Here is a 23,522-nt window from a genome sequence, read left to right on the forward strand (position 1 = left end):
ACCCACCATGACCACCTTCGTGGACCGCGTCGAACTGCATGTCGCCGCGGGTAACGGAGGCCACGGCTGTGCCTCCGTCCACCGTGAGAAGTTCAAGCCGCTCGGCGGCCCGGACGGCGGCAACGGCGGCCGTGGCGGCGATGTGATCCTGGTCGTCGACCAGTCGGTCACCACGCTCCTCGACTACCACCACAAGCCCCACCGCAGCGCCACCAACGGCAAGCCCGGCGAGGGCGGCAACCGCTCCGGCAAGGACGGCCAGGACCTGATCCTGCCGGTCCCGGACGGCACCGTGATCCAGGACAAGGCCGGCAACGTGCTGGCGGACCTGGTCGGCCACGGCACCTCGTTCGTCGCCGCCCAGGGCGGCCGCGGCGGCCTCGGCAACGCGGCGCTGGCCTCGGCCCGCCGCAAGGCGCCCGGCTTCGCGCTGCTCGGCGAACCCGGCGACTTCCAGGACATCGTCCTGGAGCTGAAGACGGTCGCGGACGTGGCCCTCGTCGGCTACCCGAGCGCGGGCAAGTCGTCGCTGATCTCCGTCCTGTCGGCCGCCAAGCCGAAGATCGCGGACTACCCGTTCACGACCCTGGTCCCGAACCTGGGCGTGGTGACGGCCGGCTCCACGGTCTACACGATCGCCGACGTGCCGGGCCTGATCCCGGGCGCCAGCCAGGGCAAGGGCCTGGGCCTGGAGTTCCTGCGCCACGTCGAGCGGTGCAGCGTCCTCGTGCACGTGCTGGACACGGCGACCCTGGAGTCCGAGCGCGACCCGCTCTCCGACCTCGACATGATCGAGGAGGAGCTGAAGCAGTACGGCGGCCTCGGCAACCGGCCGCGGCTCGTGGTGCTGAACAAGATCGACGTACCGGACGGCAAGGACCTCGCCGAGATGGTCCGGCCGGATCTGGAGGCGCGCGGCTACCGCGTCTTCGAGGTGTCCGCGGTCGCCCACATGGGCCTCAAGGAGCTGTCCTTCGCCGTCGCCGAGATGGTGGGCGCCGCACGCGCGGCCAGGCCGAAGGAGGAGGCGACCAGGATCGTCATCCGTCCGAAGGCGGTCGACGACACCGGCTTCACCGTCACGCTGGAGGAGGACGGCCTGTTCCGCGTCCGGGGCGAGAAGCCCGAACGCTGGGTGCGGCAGACCGACTTCAACAACGACGAGGCCGTCGGCTACCTCGCCGACCGGCTCAACCGCCTCGGTGTGGAGGCCGCGTTGATGAAGGCGGGCGCCCGGGGCGGCGACGGCGTCGCCATCGGCCCCGAGGACAACGCGGTCGTCTTCGACTGGGAGCCGTCCGTGACGGCCGGCGCCGAGATGCTCGGCCGCCGAGGCGAGGACCACCGCTTCGAGGAGCCGCGTCCCGCGACGACGCGTCGCCGGGACAAGCAGGCCCAACGCGACGAGGCAGCCCAGGAGTTCGAGGGCTTCGAGCCCTTCTGAGGCATCCCGTAGTCGGTCGTACCGATTCGGCGGGGCGGGGCCCCGTGCGGCACAAACCGCACGGGGCCCCGTCCCGCCGTTCCTGTTTCCCGCCCCGTTCTCGACGTCGGGGAAATCGCCGGCCGGCGCCCGGGACTCATCTGCGCCCCAGGCTCCTCTCAGCGTCCCCTAAGGAACCCCTCTTACCGTCTTCTGACCATGGAGACGGACTGTACGAACCCCTCGGACCGTACGAGCGACGGCGCCCCGGCCCCCGGGAAACCCACCCCGTTGCCCGCCGGCACCCGCCTGCTGCACATCGGGCCGCACAAGACCGGGACCACCTCGATCCAGGGCGCCCTCTTCGCGGCGAAGGAGAAGCTGCCGGCGTACGGCGTCGTGTACCCGGCGCAGAGCAGACATCCGATGCAGGCCGTGCTGGCGGCCTGCTCGCGGACCGGGATGATCGGCGACACCACGCCCACCGAACGGCACTGGACGCGGCTCGTGGACCAGGTGCACGCCACCGGCCGCCACACCTGCGTGATCAGCAGCGAGTTCTTCGCCGACGCCCCGGACGACGCGACCGCCGGGCGGATCGTCGAGCAGCTCGGCGGGGAGTCGGTGCAGGTGCTGGTCACCCTGCGCCCGCTGGTGCGGATCATGCCCTCGCAGTGGCAGCAGTACGTGCAGAACGGCCTGCGCATGGGCTACGAGGAGTGGCTGGAGCACATGCTCCGCAAGGCCCCCTACGAGAAGCCCACCCCCAGCTTCTGGCGCCGGCACCGGCACGACCGGCTGGTCGAGCGGTGGGTGCGGGTGGTCGGGGCCGACCGGGTCACCGTCGTCGTGGTGGACGACCGGGACCGGGGCGGGCTCATGCGGGTCTTCGAGGGACTGCTCGGACTGCCCGCCAATCTCCTTCAGCCCGTTCCGGACACGGCGAATCGATCTCTCACCCTCGCCGAGACCGAAATGCTGCGCAACCTCAACAAGGAATTCCGCGGTAATGGCCTCCCTGACGAGCTCTATTCCCTGCTGGTTCGTAACGGCGCGGTCATGCATATGAAGAACACGTGCAGTCCCACCTCACAGGACGTGAGGATCTCCACACCCGACTGGGCGGTCCGGGCGGCCACCGGGATCGGCGCCGAGATGGCCGACCGGATCGGGTCGACGGGGGTGCGGGTGATCGGTGACCCGGCCCTGCTGTCCGCTCCGTCCGCTGTGCCCGAGTCCGCCGGGCGAGGGCCGGGGGAGGCCCGGATCGCTCCCGAGGTGGCCGCTCAGGCCCTGTACGGGGCGCTCGCCGCGGTGGCCGCGGCGCCCGGCGGGGGCGCGGCGCGCGCGGTGCACCAGACCTCGTCGAAGGAGCTCGTGCGGGTTCTCGGGCACCGTTGCCTCAAGCGGTTGCGGCGGCACTGACACCGTCCGGCGCCGCCCGTGTCCGTGGCGCTCCGTCACTCTCGGCAATGACATACTTCCTGTGGAGTAACTCACAGGATTTCCAGGGACCATCCATGGGAAGCCGCGTCGGTGTTCAAGCAATCACCGGCGACGCAAGGTGAATGCCGGGTTGCGTGCACATTTGCAGCGAACGGCGCTCACCTTGCATTGCGGTTACCGCAAGTGGGACCATTTCCCCGTTCCCTGTCGCCCCAAGGTAGGTCCTCTGTGTCCCAGCACATAGCCAAGCCCCGTACCACCGCAGTGATCCTGGCCGGTGGCACCGGTCAGCGGGTGGGTCTGTCGATCCCCAAGCAGCTGCTGAAGATCGCCGGCAAGGCAGTCATCGAGCACACCCTGACCACCTTCGAGAAGGCCGACTCGGTCGACGAGATCATCGTGCTGATGGCACCGGGCTATGTGTCGGACATCGAGAAGATCGTGTCCAAGGCCGGTTTCAAGAAGGTCCGGAAGATCATCGAGGGCGGCTCCACGCGGAACGAGACCACCGAGCGCGCCATCGCGGCCCTGGGCGAGGGGCTGGCCGACGGCGAGGACCTCAACGTCCTCTTCCACGACGCCGTGCGCCCCCTGCTCTCGCGGCGGGTCATCGACGACTGCGTCACGGCGCTGGAGCGCTACCAGGCGGTCGACGTCGCCATCCCGTCCGCGGACACCATCATCGTCACGCGCACGCACGGCGAGGACGGCGAGTTCATCACCGAGATCCCGGACCGCTCCCGGCTGCGCCGCGGTCAGACCCCGCAGGCGTTCAAGCTGTCCACCATCCGCCGGGCCTACGAGGTGGCGGCGGGCGACCCGAACTTCCAGGCCACCGACGACTGCACCGTCGTGCTGCGCTACCTGCCCGACGTGCCGATCCACGTCGTCGCGGGTGACGAGTACAACATGAAGGTGACCCAGCCGGTCGACGTCTTCATCGCCGACAAGCTCTTCCAGCTGGCCTCCTCGGCCGCCCCCGAGCAGATGGGCGAGGAGGTCTACCGCGAGCTCCTCACCGGCAAGACCGTGGTCGTCTTCGGCGGTTCGTACGGCATCGGCAAGGACATCGCCGAACTCGCCGAGTCCTACGGGGCCAAGGTCTACGCGCTGGGCCGCTCCACCACCGGCACGCACGTGGAGAACCCGGAGGAGGTCGACGACGCGCTGTCCAAGGCCTACAACGAGACCGGGCGCATCGACTACGTCGTCAACACCGCGGGCGTGCTGCGCATCGGCAAGCTGGCCGAGACCGACAACGCGACCATCGAGGAAGCGCTGAAAGTCAACTACCTGGCACCGGTGCAGATCGCACGTTCGGCGTACAAGTACCTGGCGGAGACGAAGGGCCAGCTGCTGCTGTACACCTCCAGCAGTTACACCCGGGGACGTGCCGAGTACAGCCTGTACTCCTCGACCAAGGCGGCCATGGTGAACCTCACCCAGGCCCTCTCCGACGAGTGGGCCGGTGACGGCATCCGGGTGAATTGCGTCAACCCCGAACGCACGGCCACACCCATGCGCACCAAGGCCTTCGGGCAGGAGCCCTCGGGCAGTCTGCTCTCCTCCGAGGCCGTCGCCCGCACCTCGCTCGACGTGCTGCTCTCCGAACTCACCGGACACGTGATCGACGTCCGCCAGCAGGACCCGACGGCGGCCGCCGGCCGGGCGTCGGACTTCGAGCAGGCCCTGGCCGGAGTGCTCGACCGACAGGATGGCATGGCATAATCCCGCGTAAATAGCCATCGATTTTTCAGGCCTCTGTGACTCCCTGTTTACGGAGAATTCACAGAGGCCTGATCCGTAAAATTCCCGAAACCTTCACAAAGGATTTTCCGGACTTTTAGTACCTCTGACCGGCCCCCTCCCAGAGCAGGTTTCTCCGTGATATCCACCGCTATTCGCGTAGCCCGGGTGGGCAGCGCGGCCGAACTGGCCGCGGCGGTCCTCATGATGCTGGGCTACCCCGGCCTCATGGCGGCCGCGCTCGTTCCGAGCGCCCCCGCCTTCGCCGCCGCGGCCGCCGTGACGTACCTGGCGGACCTTTACCTCCACCGCAAAGGCAGTCGCCTCATCGCCCTCCTGGGCAAGGTGCGGGCCGGTCTGTCCACCCGGTTCCTGGTCCGCGAGCTGCTGCTGATCCTGCTGCTGGCGAGACTCGACCTCTCCCAGGAGCCGGTCTTCTACGCGGCGATCGCGTGCTTCACGGTGTTCTTCGGTCTCCAGGCCCCGCACGGCGCGCTGATCACCCTGATCGGCAAGCGCCGTCAGATGCCGGTCGTGACCAGGAACGTCGACCTGGCCTCCAGGCTGCGCATCCCCGACGCGCCGCCGCGCCGGCTGCTGAGCCGCGCCACCGTGAAGATGCTCCACCTCGACCTCGCGGCCGTCGTGGGTCTGCTCGTCAGCGCGGTCACCGACTCCGAGGCCGCGGGCTTCGCCGGCATCGGCGTCACCCTGGGCCTGGGCGCGCTGTACGTGCTGGCGCTGGTGCCGCACCTGAGGGCGAAGCGGCTGCCGCCGAAGGCCGACAAGGTGCTCGGCACGGTCAGTGCCTGGCTGCGCGAGTACCGGCCGCAGACGGTGCTGTACTTCTCCGGCTCCGACGACTCCGCCTACCAGGTCAACATGTGGCTGGAGACCATGGAGCAGATGGAGTCCCGGCCGCTGGTCATCCTGCGTGAGCGCACCGTCCTGGAGAAGATGGCGCCCACCTCGGTCCCTGTCATCTGCGTGCCCGGGGGGGTGCACCTGATGAACATGGACCTGTCCATGGTGCGGGTCGCGTTGTACTGCGCGAACGTCGGCAAGAACATCCACCTGCTGCGGGTGCCGACCATGAAGCACGTCTTCATCGGCCACGGCGACAGCGACAAGCTCGCCAGCGTCAACCCGTTCAGCAAGGTCTACGACGAGGTGTGGACCGCCGGCCGCGCGGGCCGCGACCGCTACGCCATCGCCGACGTCGGCATCCGCGACGAGGACATCGTCGAGGTCGGCCGACCGCAGCTGGCGCCGATCAGGACCTCGCAGGGCACGCCCGCGGGACGTATCCCGACGGTCCTGTACGCGCCCACCTGGGAGGGCTGGGACGACAACCCGGGCAACACCTCGCTCCTGCTGGCCGGCGAGAACATTGTGAAGAAGCTGGTCGCGGCCGATCCCCCGGTCCGCGTCCTGTACAAGCCGCACCCCTTCACCGGCACCCGCAGCGCCAAGGCGGGCGCCGCGCACCGGCGGATCACCGCCCTGATCAAGAAGGCCGCCGCCCAGCGCGCGGGCGACCCCCGCTTCACCGCCGACCCGGCGTCCGAGGCCAAGGCGAAGGCGGAGCTGACCCGCCTCAAGGCCCGACTGGACGGTCTCTCCCTCGCGTTCGACGAGCGCGCCGACGAGGCCGTGACGAGCCGTGACGGCATCGTCGACGTCCGCAAGCACCAGGAGGCCGCCCGGCTGCGCGCCGAGTGGAACGAGACCTACTGGCGCTCCTTCCCCTCCTTCGAGCACCGGGTGATCACCGGCGCCGGACCCCGCCTGTACGACTGCTTCAACGCCTCCGAGGCGATGGTCTCGGACATCTCCAGCGTGGTCTCCGACTTCATCGCGAGCGGCAAGCCGTATGCGGTCGCGGACTCCGCGGAGCTGGGCGCCGAGGAGTTCAGGCGGCAGAACACCGCCGTGCGCGCGGCGGTGATCCTCACCAACAGTGCCGCCGAGCTGGACCAGCTGCTCGACGCGGTCGCCAACCCGGCCGCCGATCTGCTGGCCAAGGACCGCAAGGAACTCAAGGAGTACCTGCTCGGACCCGACGAGCCCACCTCGCTCGAACAGTTCGACACCGCGATCACCGACCTCGCGCTGAAGGCCGAGGCACGCAATGTGGGCCAGGAGTCGCACGCCGCCTCGGCGGACAACGCGGTCGGTGCCGCGCCGGACGACGCGACGGAACTGCCCAAGGATGCCAAGGGCGTTACGGCCGGCTGACGCCGGTGTTTCCTGAGGCCGGGCCCCCGGAGAGAACTCTCCGGGGGCCCGGCCTCAGTCGCGTTCTGTGATGTGGGACACGTACCGAAACCCAGGCAACCCACCCCGTTCATCCATCGTCTACCGGGTATCCAAAGTGTTCATGCGGGGGAACCGGTGCGTGATGAGAGGGAAAAGTGACCGCTGCGCAGCCTGACGTCACGGTGGTCATCGGGGCGTACGAAGCGATGCCGTATCTGGTCGAATGCCTGGCATCGGTCGAGGCACAGACCCTGGACGCGGCGCGCCTGGAGGTCATAGCGGTGGACGACGGCTCCCGGGACGGCACCGGGGAGTACCTGGAGGAGTTCGCCGCCCGCGTGCCCATGGCCGTCACCGTGATCCGCCAGGAGAACTCCGGCGGCCCCAGCGGCCCGCGCAACGTCGGCCTCTCCAAGGCCACCGGGCGCTACGTCTTCTTCCTCGACGCCGACGACCGGCTCGGCGCCGAGGCCCTGGAGCGCATGGTGGCCATGGCCGACCGCAACGGCACGGACGTGGTCCTCGGCCGGGTCGAGGGCATCAACCGCAAGCCGCCGAAGTCGATGTGGGGCGAGACCCTCGACCGTACGGACGTCTACTCCTCCAACATCAAGTTCACCCTCAGCGCGCAGAAGCTGTTCCGCCGGGAGTTCCTGGAGCGCCACGGCATGCGCTTCGACGAGTCGCTGTGGACGGGCGAGGACGCCCTGTTCACGATGGAGGCCTATCTGCGGGCCGACGGTGTCTCCGTGGTCGCCGACTACACCTGCTACTACCTGGTGGGCCGCACCGACGGCAAGCATGTGACGAAGAGCGGGAGTTACACCCTGCGCTTCGACTCCGCGCGCGCCCTGATGGGCCTGCTGGAGCGGCTCGTCCCGCCCGGCGCCAAGCGGGACGTGCTCATGGTCCGCCCCTTCCTCGTCACCGTGCTGCCGCAGTTCGGGCCCGTCTTCCTCAGGAACGACGAGGAGATCCGGCGCACCAAGATGGAGCTGGCCAAGCCGCTGATGGACACCTACTGGAACGAGGGCGTCGCCCAGCGGCTCCGGGTCCACGAGCGGCTGCGTCTGGAGCTGGTGGCCCGGCAGCGCCCCGAACTCCTCGTGGACGTCCTCGAGTTCATCAAGGCCAAGAGCGAGCCGGTCCCGGTCCTGAAGAAGCGCAACACCCAGCTCTACCTGGCCTACCCGCACTACGGCTCCCGCACGGCCGGCCTGCCCGACCGGATCTACCTGGCCGAGCCCCGCGAGGCGAAGGACTTCCCCGGCTGGCGCAAGGACCCGACCGAGACCTTCCTCCGCGGCTTCGTCCGCAAGGTCCGCCGCAGGCTTCGCCGGCTCCGGCGCCCGATGCGTCCGGGCGGCACGGCGGCCGCGTGAGACCGCGTGCGGTGCCGCCGTGCCGTGGTGCCGCCCGGCCGTGTGCCGTGTGCTGTGCGGTCGTGCGCCGCCCTGCCTGGTGTCGTCCGGTCGTGGTGTGGCCCGGCCGTGGTGCCGTTCGCTCGTGCTCGGCGGGGTCTACTTGCCCGGCTTCAGCGCGCGGCGCAGCGGGACACCCACGGCGCGCTTCGCGCGACGGTAGATGGACGGGGCGGGGATGACCGCGGCGGCCTTGGCCGCGGCCTTCGCGCCGGGCCGGCTCTTCGCCAGGTCCCGCTTCAACTGGGCGTTTTGGGTGTCCAGTTCGGTGATGCGCTGCTGGAGCCAGCCGAACCGGCCGGCCAGCGAGGCGAGGTCGGTGTCGTTCCAGGGGCGCACGCCCGGCGGGAAGGACAGCGAGCGCAGCTTCTTCTCGAAGGCCACGCCGCCGTCGCCGTGGGTGAAGGTGTTCGGCAGCCCGTTCTTGTCCAGGAACGCGGTGAACCGGTCGAAGCGCTCCTTGTGGTTACCGGAGAGCCCGCTGAAGTCGGCCTCCTCGTAGAGGTCGGCCGGGTCGAGGTCCGCGGGCACCTCGCTGAGCAGCCGGTGCGGTATCTCGAAGTAACGGCACAGCTCCAGCGTGCGCGAGTCGAAGGCCAGCACGGTCGCGGGCGTGCCCGCCAGCAGCGCCGCGATGTTGCCGTGGATACGCGAGCCGAACGAGTAGTCGAAGTCCCGCAGGTCGTCGATCCAGGTGATCGGGTCTATGTAGACCCGGGCCTTGTCCTCCCGGTACATCGGGTGGTCGGGGTGGGTCGGCATCTCGGTGATCCGACCGGCCGGGGAGTCGACGTCCCGCCAGTGCAGCTGCTTGGCGTCGGTGAGGTTCTGACCTATGTAGCGCAGGTTCGGGTAGCGCTCGTGGGTACGGGTGATGACCTTGTGCAGACCGCCGCCGCGCACCGCGGTGTGCGAGCCGTTGATGCCGATCCGCGACTCCGCGGTCAGTGTCGGCGTCTTCTTCTCGACGGGCAGCCGGTCGCCGTGCATGAACATCGACGGGCAGCCGATGACCTCGACGTCCCGGAAGCCCATGTCGTTCAGGTACTGCTCGGTGAACTCGCCCCGCACACCTATGGAGGCGCTGTGCTCCAGCACCGCCGCGCAGAAGGCGCGCACGCTGGCCTCCATGGGCTTCAGCCGCGCCGGGTCGTAGGTCACACCCGTCTGCGCGCCGACACCCATCACCACGACCGGGATCTTCAGCTTTCCGATGAGCCTGGTCAGCCGCTGGAGCGGCTGCTCGAAGGTCGGCCGGAAGGCGTTGGCGAGGGGCACGACGAAGGCGTCGTACTCCTCGTTGATCCGGGCCGCCGCGCTCACGTCCGTGCGCATGCCGTTCGAGAAGACCTCGGAGTCCGGCGTGGTGAGGATCTTGTGGGCGGCATCACTGAAGATCAGGTTGCCGGAGTTGGTGGCGATCACGTCGCGGTGGAGGGCTTCCTCGACCGGGACGACGTCGAAGGGGCTCTTCCCCGATCTCAGGAGTATGCGCTTCACAGGGCGAACTGTAGGTGACACAAACTTCAAAATAAATTTGTGTTCTCTTCAAATCACATGGGGAACCAGTACAACCTTTTTGCCGTACGCAAAGTGTGAGCGAACGGTTACGGCGCCGGCCTGTCCGCGAGCTGAAACCCCCGCGCGGCCTCCGCCCCCGTTCGCGTAGATTGCCAGGCGGGCAGCCGTCGACCTACGCGAGGAGCGAAGACCAAGGTGGCAGGGGCAAGGCAGGCCGTGAGCGAGGCCCGCAGGATCGTCGTCAAGGTCGGCTCCTCGTCGCTGACCACCGCCTCCGGCGGGCTCGACGCCGACCGGGTCGACGCGCTCGTCGACGTCCTCGCCAAGAGCCGCAGCGGGGGCGAGAAGGAGATCGTGCTCGTCTCCTCGGGTGCCATCGCCGCCGGCCTGGCTCCGCTGGGCCTGCGCCGCCGACCCCGGGACCTCGCCCGCCAGCAGGCCGCCGCGAGCGTCGGCCAGGGCCTGCTCGTCGCCCGCTACACCGCCTCCTTCGCCCGCTACGGCGTCCGTGTCGGACAGGTGCTGCTGACCAGCGACGACATGAGCCGGCGGGCCCACCACCGCAACGCCTCGCGCACCCTCGACGCGCTGCTCGCGATGGGCGCGTTCCCGATCGTCAACGAGAACGACACCGTCGCCACCGACGAGATCCGCTTCGGCGACAACGACCGGCTCGCCGCCCTCGTCGCCCACCTCGTCCACTCCGACCTGCTGATCCTGCTGTCCGACGTCGACGGCGTGTACGACGGCGACCCCGGCAGGCCCGGCACCTCGCGGATCGCCGAGGTGCGGCGCCCCGAGGACCTCGCGCACGTCGAGATCGGCAGCACCGGCAAGGCGGGCGTCGGCACCGGCGGCATGGTCACCAAGGTCGAGGCCGCCCGGATCGCGGCCGCCGCCGGCATCCCGGTGGTCCTCACCAGCGCCGTCCACGCGGCCGACGCCTTCACCGGCGGCGACACCGGCACCTACTTCCACTCCACCGGCAAACGTTCCGCCGACCGGCTGCTGTGGCTCCAGCACGCCTCCACCCCGCAGGGCTCGCTGACGCTGGACGACGGGGCGGTGCGCGCGGTCGTCGAGCGGCGCACCTCGCTGCTGCCGGCCGGGATCGCCGCCGTCGAGGGCGAGTTCAGCGCGGGGGACCCCGTCGAACTGCGCGACACCCGGGGCCGTGCGGTGGCCCGCGGGCTCGTCAACTTCGACGCCAAGGAGATCCCCCAGCTGATCGGGCGGTCGACCAGGGAACTGGCGCGGGAGCTGGGCGCGGAGTACGAGCGCGAGGTCGTCCACCGGGACGACCTGGTGATCCTGCACCCGTAAACCCGCTCGAACGGTCCGTACCGGTGGGGGACGTTCCGTGAAACCGCCCCGCGGAGCCGTGCGGCCTGCTCAACTTTGTTCCAGGGACCGAGAACGCGGGACACATTCCGCACGAGCGCTGCGTAAAGGAGGCCGTCGTGAGACGAGTGCGCCCTGGGGTGGCAGCGACCCGTGGGAGTACCGGCGAAACCGGTTCGGCGGCGCCGCGTGCGGCCGGTCCGGCGTCGTCACGCGCCGCGAGTCCGGCCCCCTCGCGCGCGCCGGGTGAGGAGCGTGCCCTGACCAGCGTGGCGGCGGGCGAACGGTACCTGGCCCAGGAGGGCGCCGAGTCGAAGGGCGGGCAGCCCGTGGACGTCCCGCGGCTGTGGCACGTCACCCTCAGCGTCTCCGGTGAGGAAGCCCCGCTGAAGGAGGTCCGGAGGGCCCTCGAGCAGCTCGCCCACGACCACTCCTTCCTCCTGACCAGCAGGTACGCGGGCGACCACGCCGAGATCCGGTACTGGGAGGAGGCCCGCGACCTGCACGACGCGGCCGCCGTCGCCCTGCGGCTGTGGGGGGAGCACCGCCAGACCGCCGGCCTGCCGCCCTGGGAGATCGTCGGCCTGGAGGTCATCGACCGCCAGACCTACCACCAGCGCATCGCGGAGGGCTACGGACCGGCCCCCGCGACCCCGGTCGGCGTCCACCCGTACTGAGCCGCTCGCCGACGGGCCTCGGGGTGTTCCGGCGGCACATCTCGGGGTGTGGAACGAACGGTGGACCGGCCCGCGCGGCGCACTACCCTTCCCTTATGACCACGCTCTCGCCGTACGACTCCATGTCCCCGGTCACCCGCGCCGCCTACCGCGCCAAGGCGGCCGCCGCCGACCTCGCGCCGCTGCCCAGGGCCGCCAAGGACGACGCGCTGCTCGCCATCGCGGACGCGCTGGAGGTCCGTACGAGCGAAATCGTCGAGGCCAACGCGAAGGACATCGCCAAGGCCCGTGAGGCGGGCACCAGCGAGGCCATCGTGGACCGGCTGACCCTCACCCCGGAGCGGGTGCGGGCCATCGCCGCGGACGTCCGGGACGTCGTCGCGCTGCCCGACCCGGTCGGCGAGGTCGTCCGCGGTTCCACCCTCCCCAACGGCATCGACCTGCGCCAGGTCCGCGTCCCGCTCGGTGTCGTCGGCATCATCTACGAGGCCCGCCCGAACGTCACCGTGGACGCCGCCGCCCTCTGCCTGAAGGCCGGCAACGCGGTCCTGCTGCGCGGCTCGTCCTCCGCCTACGAGTCGAACACCGCCCTCGTCCGGGTGATCCGCGACGCCGTGGGCGGGGCCGGCCTGCCCGCCGACGCCGTACAGCTGGTGCCCGGCGAGGGCCGCGACAGCGTGCGCGAGCTGATGCGGGCCCGCGGCCTGGTCGACGTCCTCATCCCGCGCGGCGGCGCCTCGCTCATCCGGACCGTGGTCACGGAGTCCACCGTCCCGGTCATCGAGACCGGTACCGGCAACTGCCACGTCTATGTCGACGCCCACGCCGACCTCGACATGGCGATCGACATCCTGATCAACTCCAAGGCGCACCGGGTCAGCGTCTGCAACGCCGCCGAGACCCTCCTGGTCCACCAGGACATCGCCCCCCGGTTCCTGCCGCGCGCCCTCGACGCCCTCGCGGAGGCGGGTGTGACGGTGCACGCAGACGAGCGTGTGCTGGCCTACGCCGAGGGCTCCAAGGCGACCGTGGTCGAGGCCACGCCCGAGGACTGGGAGACGGAGTACCTCTCCTACGACATCGCCGCCGCCGTCGTCGACTCGCTGGACCGGGCCGTCGAGCACATCCGGCTGTGGACCTCCGGCCACACCGAGGCCATCGTCACCACCTCGCAGCAGGCCGCCCGCCGTTTCACCCAGTTGGTGGACTCCACCACGGTGGCCGTGAACGCCTCCACCCGCTTCACCGACGGCGGCCAGTTCGGCTTCGGTGCGGAGATCGGCATCTCCACCCAGAAGCTGCACGCCCGGGGCCCGATGGGCCTCCCGGAGCTGACCAGCACCAAGTACATCGTCACGGGCGACGGGCACGTACGGCGCTGAAACCCCCTCCGGGGCGTCGTGAGAGGTGTCTCATCCGGCGGATGAATTTGCCTACCGACTGCCCAAATTGACCCCCCAGGTCTACTCTGGATTCGTGCCGGAGGACGTGGGGGGCAGGCCGTTTCCTGACGGCTGGGAGCCCGACGACGACCACGACCGCGGGGTGTCGGACGAAGAGTTCGCCTCCGTGGTCTTCGACGAGGCGTTCGTCAAGGCGGCCGTGGTACACGAGCCGACCGCCGTGGAGCGCCTCCTGGCCGCCGCGGAGGCGAGAGCCGAGGCCTCCGAGGCCGAGGCCCGCCGGGCCCGCGCCAGAGGCGACCACTACGACGATGCCTACGGTTCCGACGGACCCGGCGATTTCGGCCATGATCCCGATCTCGACGAGCTGGACGACGCCGACCCCGAGGCGTGGGAACGCCGCTACGGCGCCCCCGGGGCATACGGCAGGCAGGTCCGCTGGCATCGCCCCGTCGCCTGGATGCTCGCCGTCGTCATGGGTGTCGGCATGGTCGCGCTGGCCTTTGCCGCGGTCTACCGGGGCGCCTCGTCGAGCAGCCGGGACCAGTTGCCCTCGCCCGCCACCACCGGTCTCGAACAGGGGAGCGTGCCGCCTCCCTCGGCGTCCGCCGACTACTCCCGGCCACCTGTCTCGGCGGTTCCGCGCACGCCCTGAGCATCTGTCAGAAGTTGTCGTGCGGCAGGGCGTTTACCTGAGGTCCGTGCGACCTACTCTGAAAGTATGGCCGGGCCTGGAGACCCACCGGAGGGGACACCCGAGGGCACTCCCGGAGGTGGAGAGGACGAGTACCGATCCGTCGTCTTCGACGAATCGTTCGTCCGTGCTGCCCGCATCCAGGAGTACTCCGCGCAGGAGCGCATGGCCGACCACGCGCCCGCCGTCCGCCGCAGACCGCCCAGGCGCCGGGGCCTGTCGCGGCAGGTACTGATCCTGGTCATGCTGATCGCCGTCGCCTTCGGGACCGCCATCTACATGGGCGTCCGCAACCCCTACCAGAGCTCCGTGGCCCGCCGGTCCGTCGAACCCCTGCGGATGACCGTCATCCCGCTCTCCCCGCAGGGCGTCGTGCCCGGCGCGGCCGACGCCGAGTCGCTGTTCGCGCACAGTCCCGCCGCGCACTTCCGTATCGGCGCCGAGGGCATCCCGCTGCCCGCCTCGCGGCGCACCGCGCACTTCTCCGACAGCCAGGTCGTCACCGCCCTGACCGCGGCCAAGGAGTACATCGTGCACTCCTCCCTCTACCCCGAGGTGCTCACCCGGCAGCAGGTGCGGCCCGTGCGGGCCCTGGTCGCCGCCGAGCAGCTCGACCAGTTCGACGAGAGCTTCAGCCATCCGGCCGCCGACGGCCGGCACGCGCCGACCGGCTGGCTGGTCCGCTTCGACCCCGCCCAGGCCCAGCTGGCCGACAGCGACATCCGCGTCCAGGGCACGCTCCAGGCAGCCGAGACCGACTCCGCGACCCTCGAGGTCACCGCGGACCATACCTTCGTGTACGCGCTGCGGCCGGCCGGCGCGGGCGCCGACACCTCGGCCTCCCTCTTCACCGTCCGCCGCGAGCTGCACTTCCGCTTCGACCGCACCGACCTGCGCACCCACCAGGTCCAGTTGATCGTGTCCTACGTCCAGGCCGGCCCGCTGTCCTGCGCCGAGGACTCCACGAACCACCTGCGACCCCTGCTGGCCGGCCAGACCGCCAAGACGGGCGGCCCGGCCGGCACGGACCCCTACGCGACGGGCGGCGCGACGGCCCTGTGCGGATCGCTGGCGACGAGCGCCCAGCCCAGGGTGTGACTTCGCTCCGGGCCACAGCCCAGGGTGTGACTTCGCTCCGGGCCGTGCTGCGGATCAGTTGTCGGCGCGCGGAGGCGTGTCCGTAGGCCCGTCCGAGCCGTCCGCTGCGTCCGATCCGGCCGAGCCGTTCCTCGGGGGCTGGTCCTCCGCGGGAGCCGAGCCCGCGAACCCGCCGAAGCCGCGCCGCACCCGGCCGCCCAGGTCGCCCGCCCCGCCCGCGAGGTCGCTGACCAGCTTCATCAGCGGGTCCTTGGAGCTCTTGACGCTCGTCGCGTAGTGGCTCGCGGACTCGCGGAAGGAGTCCGTGACCGAGGTGTCCTTGTCCTCGGTGCGCCGCGGGTAGTGGCCGTCCATGATCCGCTGGTGGTCGCGGGACTCGGCCCACTTCTTCAGCTCGGCCGCGCGCACGGTGGTGAAGGGATGCGTGCGGGGCAGCACGTTGAGGATCTTCAGCACGGAGTCGCGCAGGTCGCCGCCCGCCTCGTACTCCTCGGCCTGCTTCAGGAACGCGTCCACGTTCATCTCGTGCAGGTGGTTGCCGCCGGCGATCTTCATCAGGCCGCGCATCGAGGCCTTCAGGTCCTGGCCGACGAGAAGACCCGCCCGGTCGGCGGAGAGCTCCGACTTGCGGAACCACTCGCGCAGCGCCGTGACGATCGCCATGATCGCGAGGTTGCCCAGCGGAATCCACGCGATCCGGATCGCCAGGCTCGTCAGGAACAGCAGGATCGTGCGGTACACGGCGTGTCCGGAGAGGGCGTGGCCCACCTCGTGGCCGACGACCGCGCGCATCTCCTCCTCGTCGAGCAGCTCGACGAGCCCGGTGGTGACCACGATGATCGGCTCGTCCAGACCGATGCACATCGCGTTGGGCTGCGGGTCCTGGGTGACGTACATCGGCGGGACCTTCTCCAGGTCCAGGATGTAACAGGCGTCCCGCAGCATGTCGTTGAGGTGCGCGAACTGCTGGTCGGAGACCCGTACCGAGTCGGACAGGAACATCAGCCGCAGGCTCCGCTCGGGCAACAGCCCGCTGAGCGCCTTGAACACGGTGTCGAAGCCGCTCAGCTTGCGCAGCGCCACCAGGGCGGAGCGGTCGGCCGGGTGCTCGTACGCACGGGAGGAGATTCCCGGGAAGCGCCTGCGCTGCCTGCTGGGCACGTTCTCGTGGCCGGTGCCGTTCTGCTCGTGGCCGTCGTCGGACATGTCTTCCCCCATGTGCGTCTGTGTGGCCGCTACCTGCTGTGTGGCCTCTGCCTGACCCTTTACGGACCCTTGTGCGGCCCTTTGCGCCCCCGAAGCGGATCCCAGCCTAGGCGGAGTTACCGTGGACGGGCACTACACCGAAGGAGTCCCGCCCCATGGAGCACCACCCCGCAGCCGCCTGGCTCACCGAAGCCGCCGGCGCCGCTCAGCAGCAGGGGGCGGGGAATCTGCTCCGCGTCGTACTGGTCGTGATGATCCTGGGCTGCGTGCTCACCGCGTGGTTCCTGCTGCGGGGCTACAAGCGGAAAGACGACTGAGCCGCCGGGAAGGTTCCCAATGGCGGAGTCGGCGTGATCGCCGCGCGGGCGCCCGCTTACCATGGGCCGACATCTTTATCCCGCCCACCGGATAGGTCCTGCCGAAGATGAGCCTTCACAGCGCCGCTGCCCAGCTGGTCACTCTCGCCGCCGAGGGCGAGGAACACGGTGGCAACCACGAGAGCCTCAGCCCGCTGGTCACCGGCGGCAGCGCTTTCCTCATCCTGCTGCTCCTGCTGTGGATCACCACCCGCTTCAACCGCGACCGCTGAGACACGACGTGTTCACCGACGGGCAGTCCGGCATAGCGGGGCGCTCCGGGCATCCGCCGGCCGGGGCCCCGGGACCGGGCCGGTAGGGTCTGCACGCATGGGAGAGCAGGACATGCCTACCGGCCCGTCGAACCCTGGCAAGCGCCGCCTCGGTGTCATGGGCGGGACGTTCGATCCGATCCACCACGGACACCTCGTGGCGGCCAGTGAGGTCGCCGCGCAGTTCCGCCTGGACGAGGTCGTGTTCGTCCCGACCGGCCAGCCGTGGCAGAAGTCGCACCGCAGTGTCTCCCCGGCCGAGGACCGCTACCTGATGACGGTCATCGCGACCGCCGAGAACCCGCAGTTCTCGGTGAGCCGTATCGACATCGACCGCGGCGGCCCCACGTACACCGTGGACACCCTGCGCGACCTCCGGGCCCTCAACCCCGAGAGCGACCTGTTCTTCATCACCGGCGCCGACGCCCTGGGCCAGATCCTGACCTGGCGGGACAGCGAGGAACTGTTCTCCCTCTCGCACTTCATCGGCGTCACCCGGCCGGGACACAACCTCACGGACCCCGGTCTGCCCGAAGGCGGTGTCTCGCTCGTCGAGGTGCCCGCGCTCGCCATCTCCTCCACAGACTGCCGTGCGAGAGTCGCCAAGGGCGACCCCGTCTGGTATCTGGTGCCGGACGGAGTCGTGCGCTACATCGACAAGCGCGAGCTGTACCGCGGCGAGTGAGCCGAGAGGGGTACCGGTGAACGACCGATACGACGCGGGGTACGGGGGCGACCAGTACGAGCTCGTCGGCTACGACGAGTTCGGGCAGCCCGTCTACCGACAGGTCCCGGCACAGCAGGTGCCGCAGCAGTCCTACGACCCCTACGGTCAGCAGGGTCAGCAGGTTCCCCAGCAGGGTCAGCAGGTTCCCCAGCAGGGGCAGCAGTCCCAAGGGCAGCAGGGGTACGGCTACGACGCCTACGCCACGGGCGGCCAGCAGCAGACGCCTGCCTACGACCCGTACGACACCGGCCGTCAGCCGCCCACGCCCGCGTACGACCCGTACGACACCGGCCGGCAGGCTCCCGTCGGCTACGACCCCTACGGCACGGCGACGCAGGCCCCGTACGACCCCTACGGGCAGACCGCCACCAGCGGACAGCAGCCCCGGGTCGAACAGCCCCGCGCCGCCGAGCAGACCGCCTACATCCCGCAGCAGGGCGGTCCGGTCGAGACCGGGGCGGAGGCCGAGGCCGAAACCGGCGTCGACGCCGACGGACGCCCCGGTGCGGCGACGGCCGGGCGCGGCGCGTCCGCAGCCCCCGGACAGCCCCAACGGGACTACGGGACCGAGCAGTTCGCGTTCGTGGAGGAGCCCGACGGCGACTCCGAGGACGTCATCGACTGGCTGAACTTCACCGAGAACCGCACCGAGCGCCGCGAGGAGGCCAAGCGCCGCGCCCGCGGCCGACTCGTCGCCCTCGCCGTGGTCCTGGCGCTGGTCGCGGCAGGCGGAGTGGGCTACCTCTGGTACGCCGGGAAACTGCCCGGCCTGTCGTCGTCATCGGACTCCGGCACCGGCACCACGACCGCCACCGCGGCGCAGAAGCGTGACGTGGTCGTCGTCCACCTGCACAACACCACCGGCGGCGGCACCTCCACGGTGCTGCTCGTCGACAACACCACCACCAAGCAGGCCGCCACGGTCCTGCTGCCCAACTCCCTCGTCGTCACGGACGAGGACGGCACCACGACGACCCTCGCCAAGTCCGTCGACGACGACGGCTCGGCCGGTACGCGCGACGCGCTGGACACCGTCCTCGGCACCGACATCGAGGGCACCTGGCGGCTCGACACGCCCTACCTCCAGAACCTCGTCGACCTCGTCGGCAACATCGACGTCGACACCGACGCCACCGTGCCCGACCCGGCCGCCAAGAAGGGCGGGGCGCCCCTCGTCAACAAGGGCGAGAAGCAGACCCTCAGCGGCAAGGCGGCCGTCGCCTACGCCACCTACCGCGCCCCGGGCGAGGCCCAGAACGCCCAGCTGGAGCGGTTCGGCCAGGTCATGCAGGGAGTGCTGCGCAAGGTGTCGTCCGACGCGCAGGGCGCCACCGTCACCGTCCAGACCCTGGCGCAGATCCTCGATCCCTCGCTGACCGACAAGGACCTCGGCACCTTCCTGGCCAAGCTCGCGGACCTCGCCAAGGGCGGCGACTACAAGACCGCGCTGCTGCCCGTGCAGACCGACGGCACCCTCAACGCGGAGGCCAGCGCGAGCGTCGTCAAGGACGTCCTCGGTGGCGCCGCGAAGAGCCCCGACAAGGACGCGGCCATCAGCGTCTCCGTCCAGAACGCCAGCGGCACCAAGGCCAACACCGAGGACGCGCGCGTGGTGCTCCTGAACGGCGGTTTCACCTTCTCGGAGGCCGGCACCCCGTCGGACACGAAGGCCACCTCCCAGGTGCTCTACGCGGACGCAGCCGGCAAGGAGAACGCCACCGAGGTCGCCAAGACCCTGGGACTCGACGCCGACGCGGTGAAGAAGGGCACGGTCTCCGCGAACGCCGACGTCGCGGTCGTCCTGGGCGAGGACTACCAGCCCTCGGCAGCCGGGTCGGCCGACTGAGAGCGCGCGTGGGGCCGGACCGCAGCGGCCCCGCGCGGGTGATCCCTGCATCACGTGGGGTGCCGTCGGCGGACCGTGAGACCCTTGGGGACAAGTGTCCGCCGACGGAAAGCCACGTAGTGACCGCCACCGACCGCTCCATCGAGCTCATCCAGACCGCCGCCCAGGCGGCTGCCGACAAGCTCGCGCACGACATCATCGCGTACGACGTCAGCGACGTGCTGTCGATCACGGACGCCTTCCTGCTGGCCTCCGCGCCCAACGACCGCCAGGTCAAGTCGATCGTCGACGAGATCGAGGAGCGCCTCAACAAGGAGCTCGGCGCCAAGCCGGTACGCCGTGAGGGCGACCGCGACGCCCGCTGGATTCTGCTCGACTACGTCGACATCGGCGTCCACGTCCAGCACAGCGAGGAGCGCGTCTTCTACGCTCTGGAGCGGCTCTGGAAGGACTGCCCCGAGCTGGACCTGCCCGCCGACGCCAAGGCGACCCGCGGCAAGGCCCAGGAGCACGCCAAGCTGCAGGCCGCCGAGGCCGAGGAGGACGACACCGCCGGGTTCGGGGAGCTGCGGTGAGTGCTGCCGCGGAGACCGCCGCCGACCGCAAGCCGGGCCGTGGCCGCCGGATCATCCTGTGGCGGCACGGCCAGACCGCCTGGAACGTGGAGCGCCGCTTCCAGGGCACGACGGACGTGGAGCTGACGGAGACCGGCGTGGCCCAGGCCCGCCGCGCCGCCCGGCTGCTCGCCTCCCTCCAGCCCGACGCGATCGTCTCCTCGGACCTGTCGCGGGCCGCGAACACGGCCGCCGAGCTCGTCGCCCTCACCGGCCTCGAGGTCACCCACGACGAGGCGCTGCGTGAGACGTACGCGGGCCTCTGGCAGGGGCTGACGCACGACGAGATCATCGCCGGCCACGGCGACGAGTACGCCGCGTGGAAGCGCGGTGAGCCGGTCCGTCGGGGCGGCGGCGAACTGGAGTCGGAGGTCGCCGACCGTGCCGCTCCCGTGGTGCTGCGGCACGCCGAGAAGCTGCCCGAGGACGGCACGCTCGTCGTGGTCAGTCACGGCGGCACCATCCGCACCACCATCGGCCGACTCCTCGGCCTGGACGCCCACCACTGGGAGGCCCTCGGCGGTCTCTCTAACTGCTGCTGGTCCGTCCTCGGCGAGGGCGCGCGGGGCTGGCGCCTGCTCGAGCACAACGCCGGCACCCTGCCCGAGCCGGTGCTCGGCGACGACGACTGACCGCCGTGCGGCCGCCGGGACCCGGATTTCACTTTCCGGCAGGTCGCAGGCTAAAGTTCTTCTTGTTCGCCCGCCGAGCGGGAAGAACGCGAGGGGCTATAGCTCAGTTGGTAGAGCGCCTGCATGGCATGCAGGAGGTCAGGAGTTCAATTCTCCTTAGCTCCACGGATCACCTGGTCTGTCGGTCGACACTCTGTTGAGTTGTCAAAGATCGGTAGTGACCGGTTGAGATCTGTTCACGAAGATCCCGTCCCCTCAGGGGGCGGGATTTTTCGTTGCTCCGCTCCGCAGCATGGCCGCGCGGCGCTCCGTCTCCTCGTCGTTGGGCGTGTACACGACGATCCGGCACTCCGGCATTCCGTTGATCGACAGGGACATCGACGTCATCCGCAGCTCGCCCACCGCCTCGTGCCGGAAGACCTTCACACGGCGGCCGGGCTCCGCCACGTCACCCGATTCCCACAGCCGTGTGAACAGCGGGCTCGCCTGCGACAGCCGGCGTATGAAGTCCTCCCAGCCGGGTTCACCGGCGTGCAGCCCGTAGGACGCCCGCAGGGTCGCCACCATCACCGGCAGCTCCTTGTCCCGGAACAGCAGCGGGCAGTCCTGCTCCCGGACCGTGAACAGCCGCCACAGCGCGTTCCTCGGCCCCGGCGCACAGTCCTCCACCGGCGTGATGAACAGGTCGTGGTAGACGGCGTTGGTGGCCAGGATGTCGTAGCGCGAGTTGTAGACCACCGCCGGTCGGGGTGCCAGGGCGTCGATGATGCCCTGGATCTCCGGGCCCACGCTCTGCACCAGGGCTTCCGGCACGTACGCGTAGGGCACTTCCGCCAGGTGGTACAGATGCTCCCGCTCCGGCGGATCGAGCCGCAGGGTGCGCGCCACGGCGTCCAGGACCTGCGCGGAGGCGTTGATCGGCCGGCCCTGCTCCAACCAGGTGTACCAGGTCACGCCCACGCCCGAGAGCTGTGCGACCTCCTCGCGCCGCAGTCCCGGAGTGCGGCGCCGCAGCCCGGGTGGCATCCCGACGTCACCCGGTGTCACCCGGGCCCGCCGGCTGCGCAGGAACGCGGCCAGCTCGGGTCGGCGTCGATGCGACGACCCCGGCGCGGGCCTGGGCGCCGGGCCCCGCTTCGTCTCCGTGCCTGTTCGCGTCACCGTCGTCACGTCCACCGTCGTCACGTCCCCCATGGTCGCTCCCCCGTCCGTCCCCTGCCAGGTGCCGTCAGTACCAGCATCAGCGGGCTCTCGGCACCCGTACCGGATCCTCGTCACGCTCGACGGCATGACGACGACACCCCGGACGGGCCCGGTCCCCGCGCCCCTTCCACCCGCTTCAAGTCCTGTTGCCAGTAAAGACCCTGGCACTGACAATCGGCCTCGGCGGCTGCTGGCGGTCGTGCTCGCAGCCCAGTTCATGGCACTGCTCGACGTCTTCATCGTGAACGTCGCGGCCCCCACGATCGGTTCCGACCTGAACGCCTCCGGCGCGGACCTCCAGCTGGTCGTCGCCGGATACGCCATCACGTACTCGGTGCTGCTGATCACCGGCGCACGCCTCGGCGACCGGTTCGGGCACGGCCGGGTCCACCTCGTCGGGCTCGCTCTCTTCACGACCGCCTCGCTGGCCTGCGGGCTGGCTCAGGGCAGTACCGAACTGATCGTGTTCCGGCTGGTGCAGGGGGCCGGGTCGGCGGTGATGATCCCGCAGGTGCTCAGCCTGATCCAGCGCACGTTCACCGGCGAGGCCCGGGTGCGGGCGCTGGGCGTCTACGCGGCGGTCCTCGCCGTCGGCGCGGCGGCCGGGCAGGTGGTGGGCGGTGTCCTGGTCGCCGCCGATCTGCTGGGCACCGGTTGGCGTCCGGTGTTCCTCGTGAACGTGCCGGTGGGTCTGGTCCTGCTGGTCGCCGGCAGGCGCGTCCTGCCCCGGGGTGGGGGAGTGGGACGCGCGGCGGCGGGCGCGGGGGCGCGGGAAGGAGCGCGCGGAATGGACTGGCCCGGCCTCGTGCTTCTGGGCGCCGCCGTGTCACTGATCACGGTGCCGCTGGTGCTCGGACAGGAAGCGGACTGGCCGCTGTGGTCCTGGGTGTCGCTGGCCGTCGGCGTCCTCACGCTGGTGCTGTTCCGTGGCTACGAGGCCCGGCTCGCCCGGCGGGGCGGCGCCCCACTGATCGCGCCCAGTGTGCTGCGTCACCCCGGGATGGGTCTCGCCGTCCTGCGCGTGCTGGCCGTCATGGCGGTCAACGGGGGCTTCCTGTTCGTGCTGACCCTGCACGTCCAGGGCGGCCTCGGCTACAGCGCGCTGCGCGCCGGCCTCACCTTCGCGCCGACCGCGGTGGTCTTCGGGCTGGTCGGACTGACCTGGCGCAGGTGGCCCGCGTCCTGGCAACGGTCCCTGGCCCCGGCCGGGTTCACGCTCACCGCGCTGTCCGTGCTGGGGGTGGGGCTGGCCTTCCGGGGCGGTGACCACGGCGGTGCCTGGCTGTACGCGGCGTACGCCGGCGTGGGTGTCGGGCTCGCCCTCGCCTTCAGTCCGACGCTCACCGGGGCGCTGGCGGCGGTGCGGCCGGAGGACGCGGCGGACGCCAGCGGACTGCTCGCCACGGTCACCCAGCTCGGGCAGCTGATCGGTGTCGCGGCCTTCGGCACACTGTTCTTCGAGCGACTTGAGTCACTTGGGGCCCCAGAGGCGTATACCTCTTCGGAAGCGCTTCTCACATGCATGTTCGCGCTCGCTACGACGGCTGCCCTGGGTGCCGTGTCCGGACTGGTACTGAGGCGTCGCTGACCGTATTGGCCCGGGCGTGGCAGAATCAAACGGCCGGAAGGGAGCGCGG

Annotated in this window: 20 protein-coding genes and 1 tRNA gene; 18 read left to right on the forward strand and 3 right to left on the reverse strand. The window is 70.4% G+C overall.

Annotated features, from left to right (window positions below):
* The first annotated feature begins 7 nt into the window (after positions 1 to 7).
* From obgE to ACFVYS_RS15080, 5 genes are all read left to right on the forward strand, one after another.
* On the forward strand, positions 8 to 1,444 hold the full coding sequence (obgE, locus tag ACFVYS_RS15060) for a GTPase ObgE (protein WP_389502417.1): 1,437 nt from the start codon (positions 8 to 10) through the stop codon (positions 1,442 to 1,444).
* 198 nt (positions 1,445 to 1,642) lie between these two features.
* The gene (locus tag ACFVYS_RS15065) at positions 1,643 to 2,848 is read left to right on the forward strand and encodes a hypothetical protein (protein WP_389502179.1); all 1,206 of its coding nucleotides are present in this window, start codon (positions 1,643 to 1,645) and stop codon (positions 2,846 to 2,848) included.
* A gap of 249 nt (positions 2,849 to 3,097) precedes the next feature.
* Positions 3,098 to 4,597 carry a D-ribitol-5-phosphate cytidylyltransferase gene (locus ACFVYS_RS15070; protein WP_389502181.1) on the forward strand — a complete coding sequence of 500 codons (1,500 nt, stop codon included), beginning with the start codon at positions 3,098 to 3,100 and terminating at the stop codon, positions 4,595 to 4,597.
* A gap of 186 nt (positions 4,598 to 4,783) precedes the next feature.
* Positions 4,784 to 6,853, forward strand: coding sequence for a hypothetical protein (locus ACFVYS_RS15075; protein WP_389502419.1), 2,070 nt, complete (start codon positions 4,784 to 4,786; stop codon positions 6,851 to 6,853).
* Positions 6,854 to 7,029: 176 nt separating this feature from the next.
* Entirely contained in the window at positions 7,030 to 8,256 is a 1,227-nt protein-coding gene (locus ACFVYS_RS15080; RefSeq protein ID WP_389502183.1) for a glycosyltransferase family 2 protein, read from the forward strand.
* A 138-nt stretch (positions 8,257 to 8,394) separates the two neighbouring features.
* Here ACFVYS_RS15080 and ACFVYS_RS15085 read toward each other — a convergent pair whose 3' ends face one another.
* Positions 8,395 to 9,795 (reverse strand): polysaccharide pyruvyl transferase family protein, encoded by a 1,401-nt coding sequence (locus ACFVYS_RS15085; RefSeq protein ID WP_389502185.1) that lies wholly within the window; start codon positions 9,793 to 9,795, stop codon positions 8,395 to 8,397.
* Between the two features lie 237 nt (positions 9,796 to 10,032).
* Here ACFVYS_RS15085 and proB point away from each other — a divergent pair, with 237 nt between their 5' ends.
* The 5 genes from proB to ACFVYS_RS15110 all read left to right on the forward strand — a co-directional run bounded on the left by proB (position 10,033) and on the right by ACFVYS_RS15110 (position 15,029).
* Positions 10,033 to 11,139 (forward strand): glutamate 5-kinase, encoded by a 1,107-nt coding sequence (proB, locus tag ACFVYS_RS15090; protein ID WP_389502421.1) that lies wholly within the window; start codon positions 10,033 to 10,035, stop codon positions 11,137 to 11,139.
* A 137-nt stretch (positions 11,140 to 11,276) separates the two neighbouring features.
* Positions 11,277 to 11,834, forward strand: a complete 558-nt coding sequence (locus ACFVYS_RS15095) for a hypothetical protein (protein ID WP_389502187.1) — start codon at positions 11,277 to 11,279, stop codon at positions 11,832 to 11,834.
* A 95-nt stretch (positions 11,835 to 11,929) separates the two neighbouring features.
* Positions 11,930 to 13,216, forward strand: coding sequence for a glutamate-5-semialdehyde dehydrogenase (locus tag ACFVYS_RS15100; protein ID WP_389502189.1), 1,287 nt, complete (start codon positions 11,930 to 11,932; stop codon positions 13,214 to 13,216).
* A gap of 67 nt (positions 13,217 to 13,283) precedes the next feature.
* Positions 13,284 to 13,892, forward strand: coding sequence for a hypothetical protein (locus ACFVYS_RS15105; RefSeq protein ID WP_389502191.1), 609 nt, complete (start codon positions 13,284 to 13,286; stop codon positions 13,890 to 13,892).
* Between the two features lie 66 nt (positions 13,893 to 13,958).
* On the forward strand, positions 13,959 to 15,029 hold the full coding sequence (locus ACFVYS_RS15110; RefSeq protein WP_389502193.1) for a hypothetical protein: 1,071 nt from the start codon (positions 13,959 to 13,961) through the stop codon (positions 15,027 to 15,029).
* A 54-nt stretch (positions 15,030 to 15,083) separates the two neighbouring features.
* On the opposite strand, the gene ACFVYS_RS15115 is transcribed toward ACFVYS_RS15110, so the two are convergent.
* Positions 15,084 to 16,235 (reverse strand): M48 family metallopeptidase, encoded by a 1,152-nt coding sequence (locus ACFVYS_RS15115; RefSeq protein ID WP_389502423.1) that lies wholly within the window; start codon positions 16,233 to 16,235, stop codon positions 15,084 to 15,086.
* 155 nt (positions 16,236 to 16,390) lie between these two features.
* On the opposite strand from ACFVYS_RS15115, the gene ACFVYS_RS15120 reads away from it, so the two are divergent.
* The 7 genes from ACFVYS_RS15120 to ACFVYS_RS15150 all read left to right on the forward strand — a co-directional run bounded on the left by ACFVYS_RS15120 (position 16,391) and on the right by ACFVYS_RS15150 (position 20,847).
* The gene (locus ACFVYS_RS15120) at positions 16,391 to 16,552 is read left to right on the forward strand and encodes a hypothetical protein (protein WP_020127786.1); all 162 of its coding nucleotides are present in this window, start codon (positions 16,391 to 16,393) and stop codon (positions 16,550 to 16,552) included.
* Positions 16,553 to 16,659: 107 nt separating this feature from the next.
* Positions 16,660 to 16,824, forward strand: coding sequence for a hypothetical protein (locus tag ACFVYS_RS15125; protein ID WP_107450361.1), 165 nt, complete (start codon positions 16,660 to 16,662; stop codon positions 16,822 to 16,824).
* A gap of 97 nt (positions 16,825 to 16,921) precedes the next feature.
* On the forward strand, positions 16,922 to 17,548 hold the full coding sequence (nadD, locus tag ACFVYS_RS15130) for a nicotinate-nucleotide adenylyltransferase (RefSeq protein ID WP_054244897.1): 627 nt from the start codon (positions 16,922 to 16,924) through the stop codon (positions 17,546 to 17,548).
* A gap of 16 nt (positions 17,549 to 17,564) precedes the next feature.
* Positions 17,565 to 19,436 carry an LCP family protein gene (locus ACFVYS_RS15135; protein ID WP_389502196.1) on the forward strand — a complete coding sequence of 624 codons (1,872 nt, stop codon included), beginning with the start codon at positions 17,565 to 17,567 and terminating at the stop codon, positions 19,434 to 19,436.
* A gap of 119 nt (positions 19,437 to 19,555) precedes the next feature.
* Positions 19,556 to 20,011, forward strand: a complete 456-nt coding sequence (rsfS, locus tag ACFVYS_RS15140) for a ribosome silencing factor (RefSeq protein ID WP_389502198.1) — start codon at positions 19,556 to 19,558, stop codon at positions 20,009 to 20,011.
* The gene (locus tag ACFVYS_RS15145) at positions 20,008 to 20,682 is read left to right on the forward strand and encodes a histidine phosphatase family protein (RefSeq protein WP_389502200.1); all 675 of its coding nucleotides are present in this window, start codon (positions 20,008 to 20,010) and stop codon (positions 20,680 to 20,682) included. The genes rsfS and ACFVYS_RS15145 overlap by 4 nt, the downstream gene beginning before the upstream one ends.
* 92 nt (positions 20,683 to 20,774) lie before the next feature.
* Positions 20,775 to 20,847: transfer RNA gene (locus tag ACFVYS_RS15150), tRNA-Ala, on the forward strand.
* A gap of 90 nt (positions 20,848 to 20,937) precedes the next feature.
* Here the strand turns inward: ACFVYS_RS15150 and ACFVYS_RS15155 are convergent.
* Positions 20,938 to 21,876, reverse strand: coding sequence for a helix-turn-helix transcriptional regulator (locus ACFVYS_RS15155; protein ID WP_389502202.1), 939 nt, complete (start codon positions 21,874 to 21,876; stop codon positions 20,938 to 20,940).
* A 208-nt stretch (positions 21,877 to 22,084) separates the two neighbouring features.
* Between ACFVYS_RS15155 and ACFVYS_RS15160 the strand changes: the two genes are divergently transcribed.
* The gene (locus ACFVYS_RS15160; protein WP_389502204.1) at positions 22,085 to 23,473 is read left to right on the forward strand and encodes an MFS transporter; all 1,389 of its coding nucleotides are present in this window, start codon (positions 22,085 to 22,087) and stop codon (positions 23,471 to 23,473) included.
* Positions 23,474 to 23,522 lie beyond the last annotated feature (49 nt).

The organism is Streptomyces sp. NPDC058295, from assembly GCF_042880655.1.
Taxonomy (GTDB): domain Bacteria; phylum Actinomycetota; class Actinomycetes; order Streptomycetales; family Streptomycetaceae; genus Streptomyces; species Streptomyces coriariae.

Coding starts and splice junctions, on each gene's coding strand:
- ACFVYS_RS15100 (WP_389502189.1), top strand. CDS start 11,930: ATGACCACGCTCTCGCCGTACGACTCCATGTCCCCGGTCACCCGCGCC.
- ACFVYS_RS15155 (WP_389502202.1), bottom strand. CDS start 21,876: ATGGGGGACGTGACGACGGTGGACGTGACGACGGTGACGCGAACAGGC.
- ACFVYS_RS15110 (WP_389502193.1), top strand. CDS start 13,959: ATGGCCGGGCCTGGAGACCCACCGGAGGGGACACCCGAGGGCACTCCC.
- obgE (WP_389502417.1), top strand. CDS start 8: ATGACCACCTTCGTGGACCGCGTCGAACTGCATGTCGCCGCGGGTAAC.
- ACFVYS_RS15120 (WP_020127786.1), top strand. CDS start 16,391: ATGGAGCACCACCCCGCAGCCGCCTGGCTCACCGAAGCCGCCGGCGCC.
- ACFVYS_RS15125 (WP_107450361.1), top strand. CDS start 16,660: ATGAGCCTTCACAGCGCCGCTGCCCAGCTGGTCACTCTCGCCGCCGAG.
- ACFVYS_RS15065 (WP_389502179.1), top strand. CDS start 1,643: ATGGAGACGGACTGTACGAACCCCTCGGACCGTACGAGCGACGGCGCC.
- nadD (WP_054244897.1), top strand. CDS start 16,922: ATGGGAGAGCAGGACATGCCTACCGGCCCGTCGAACCCTGGCAAGCGC.
- ACFVYS_RS15115 (WP_389502423.1), bottom strand. CDS start 16,235: ATGTCCGACGACGGCCACGAGCAGAACGGCACCGGCCACGAGAACGTG.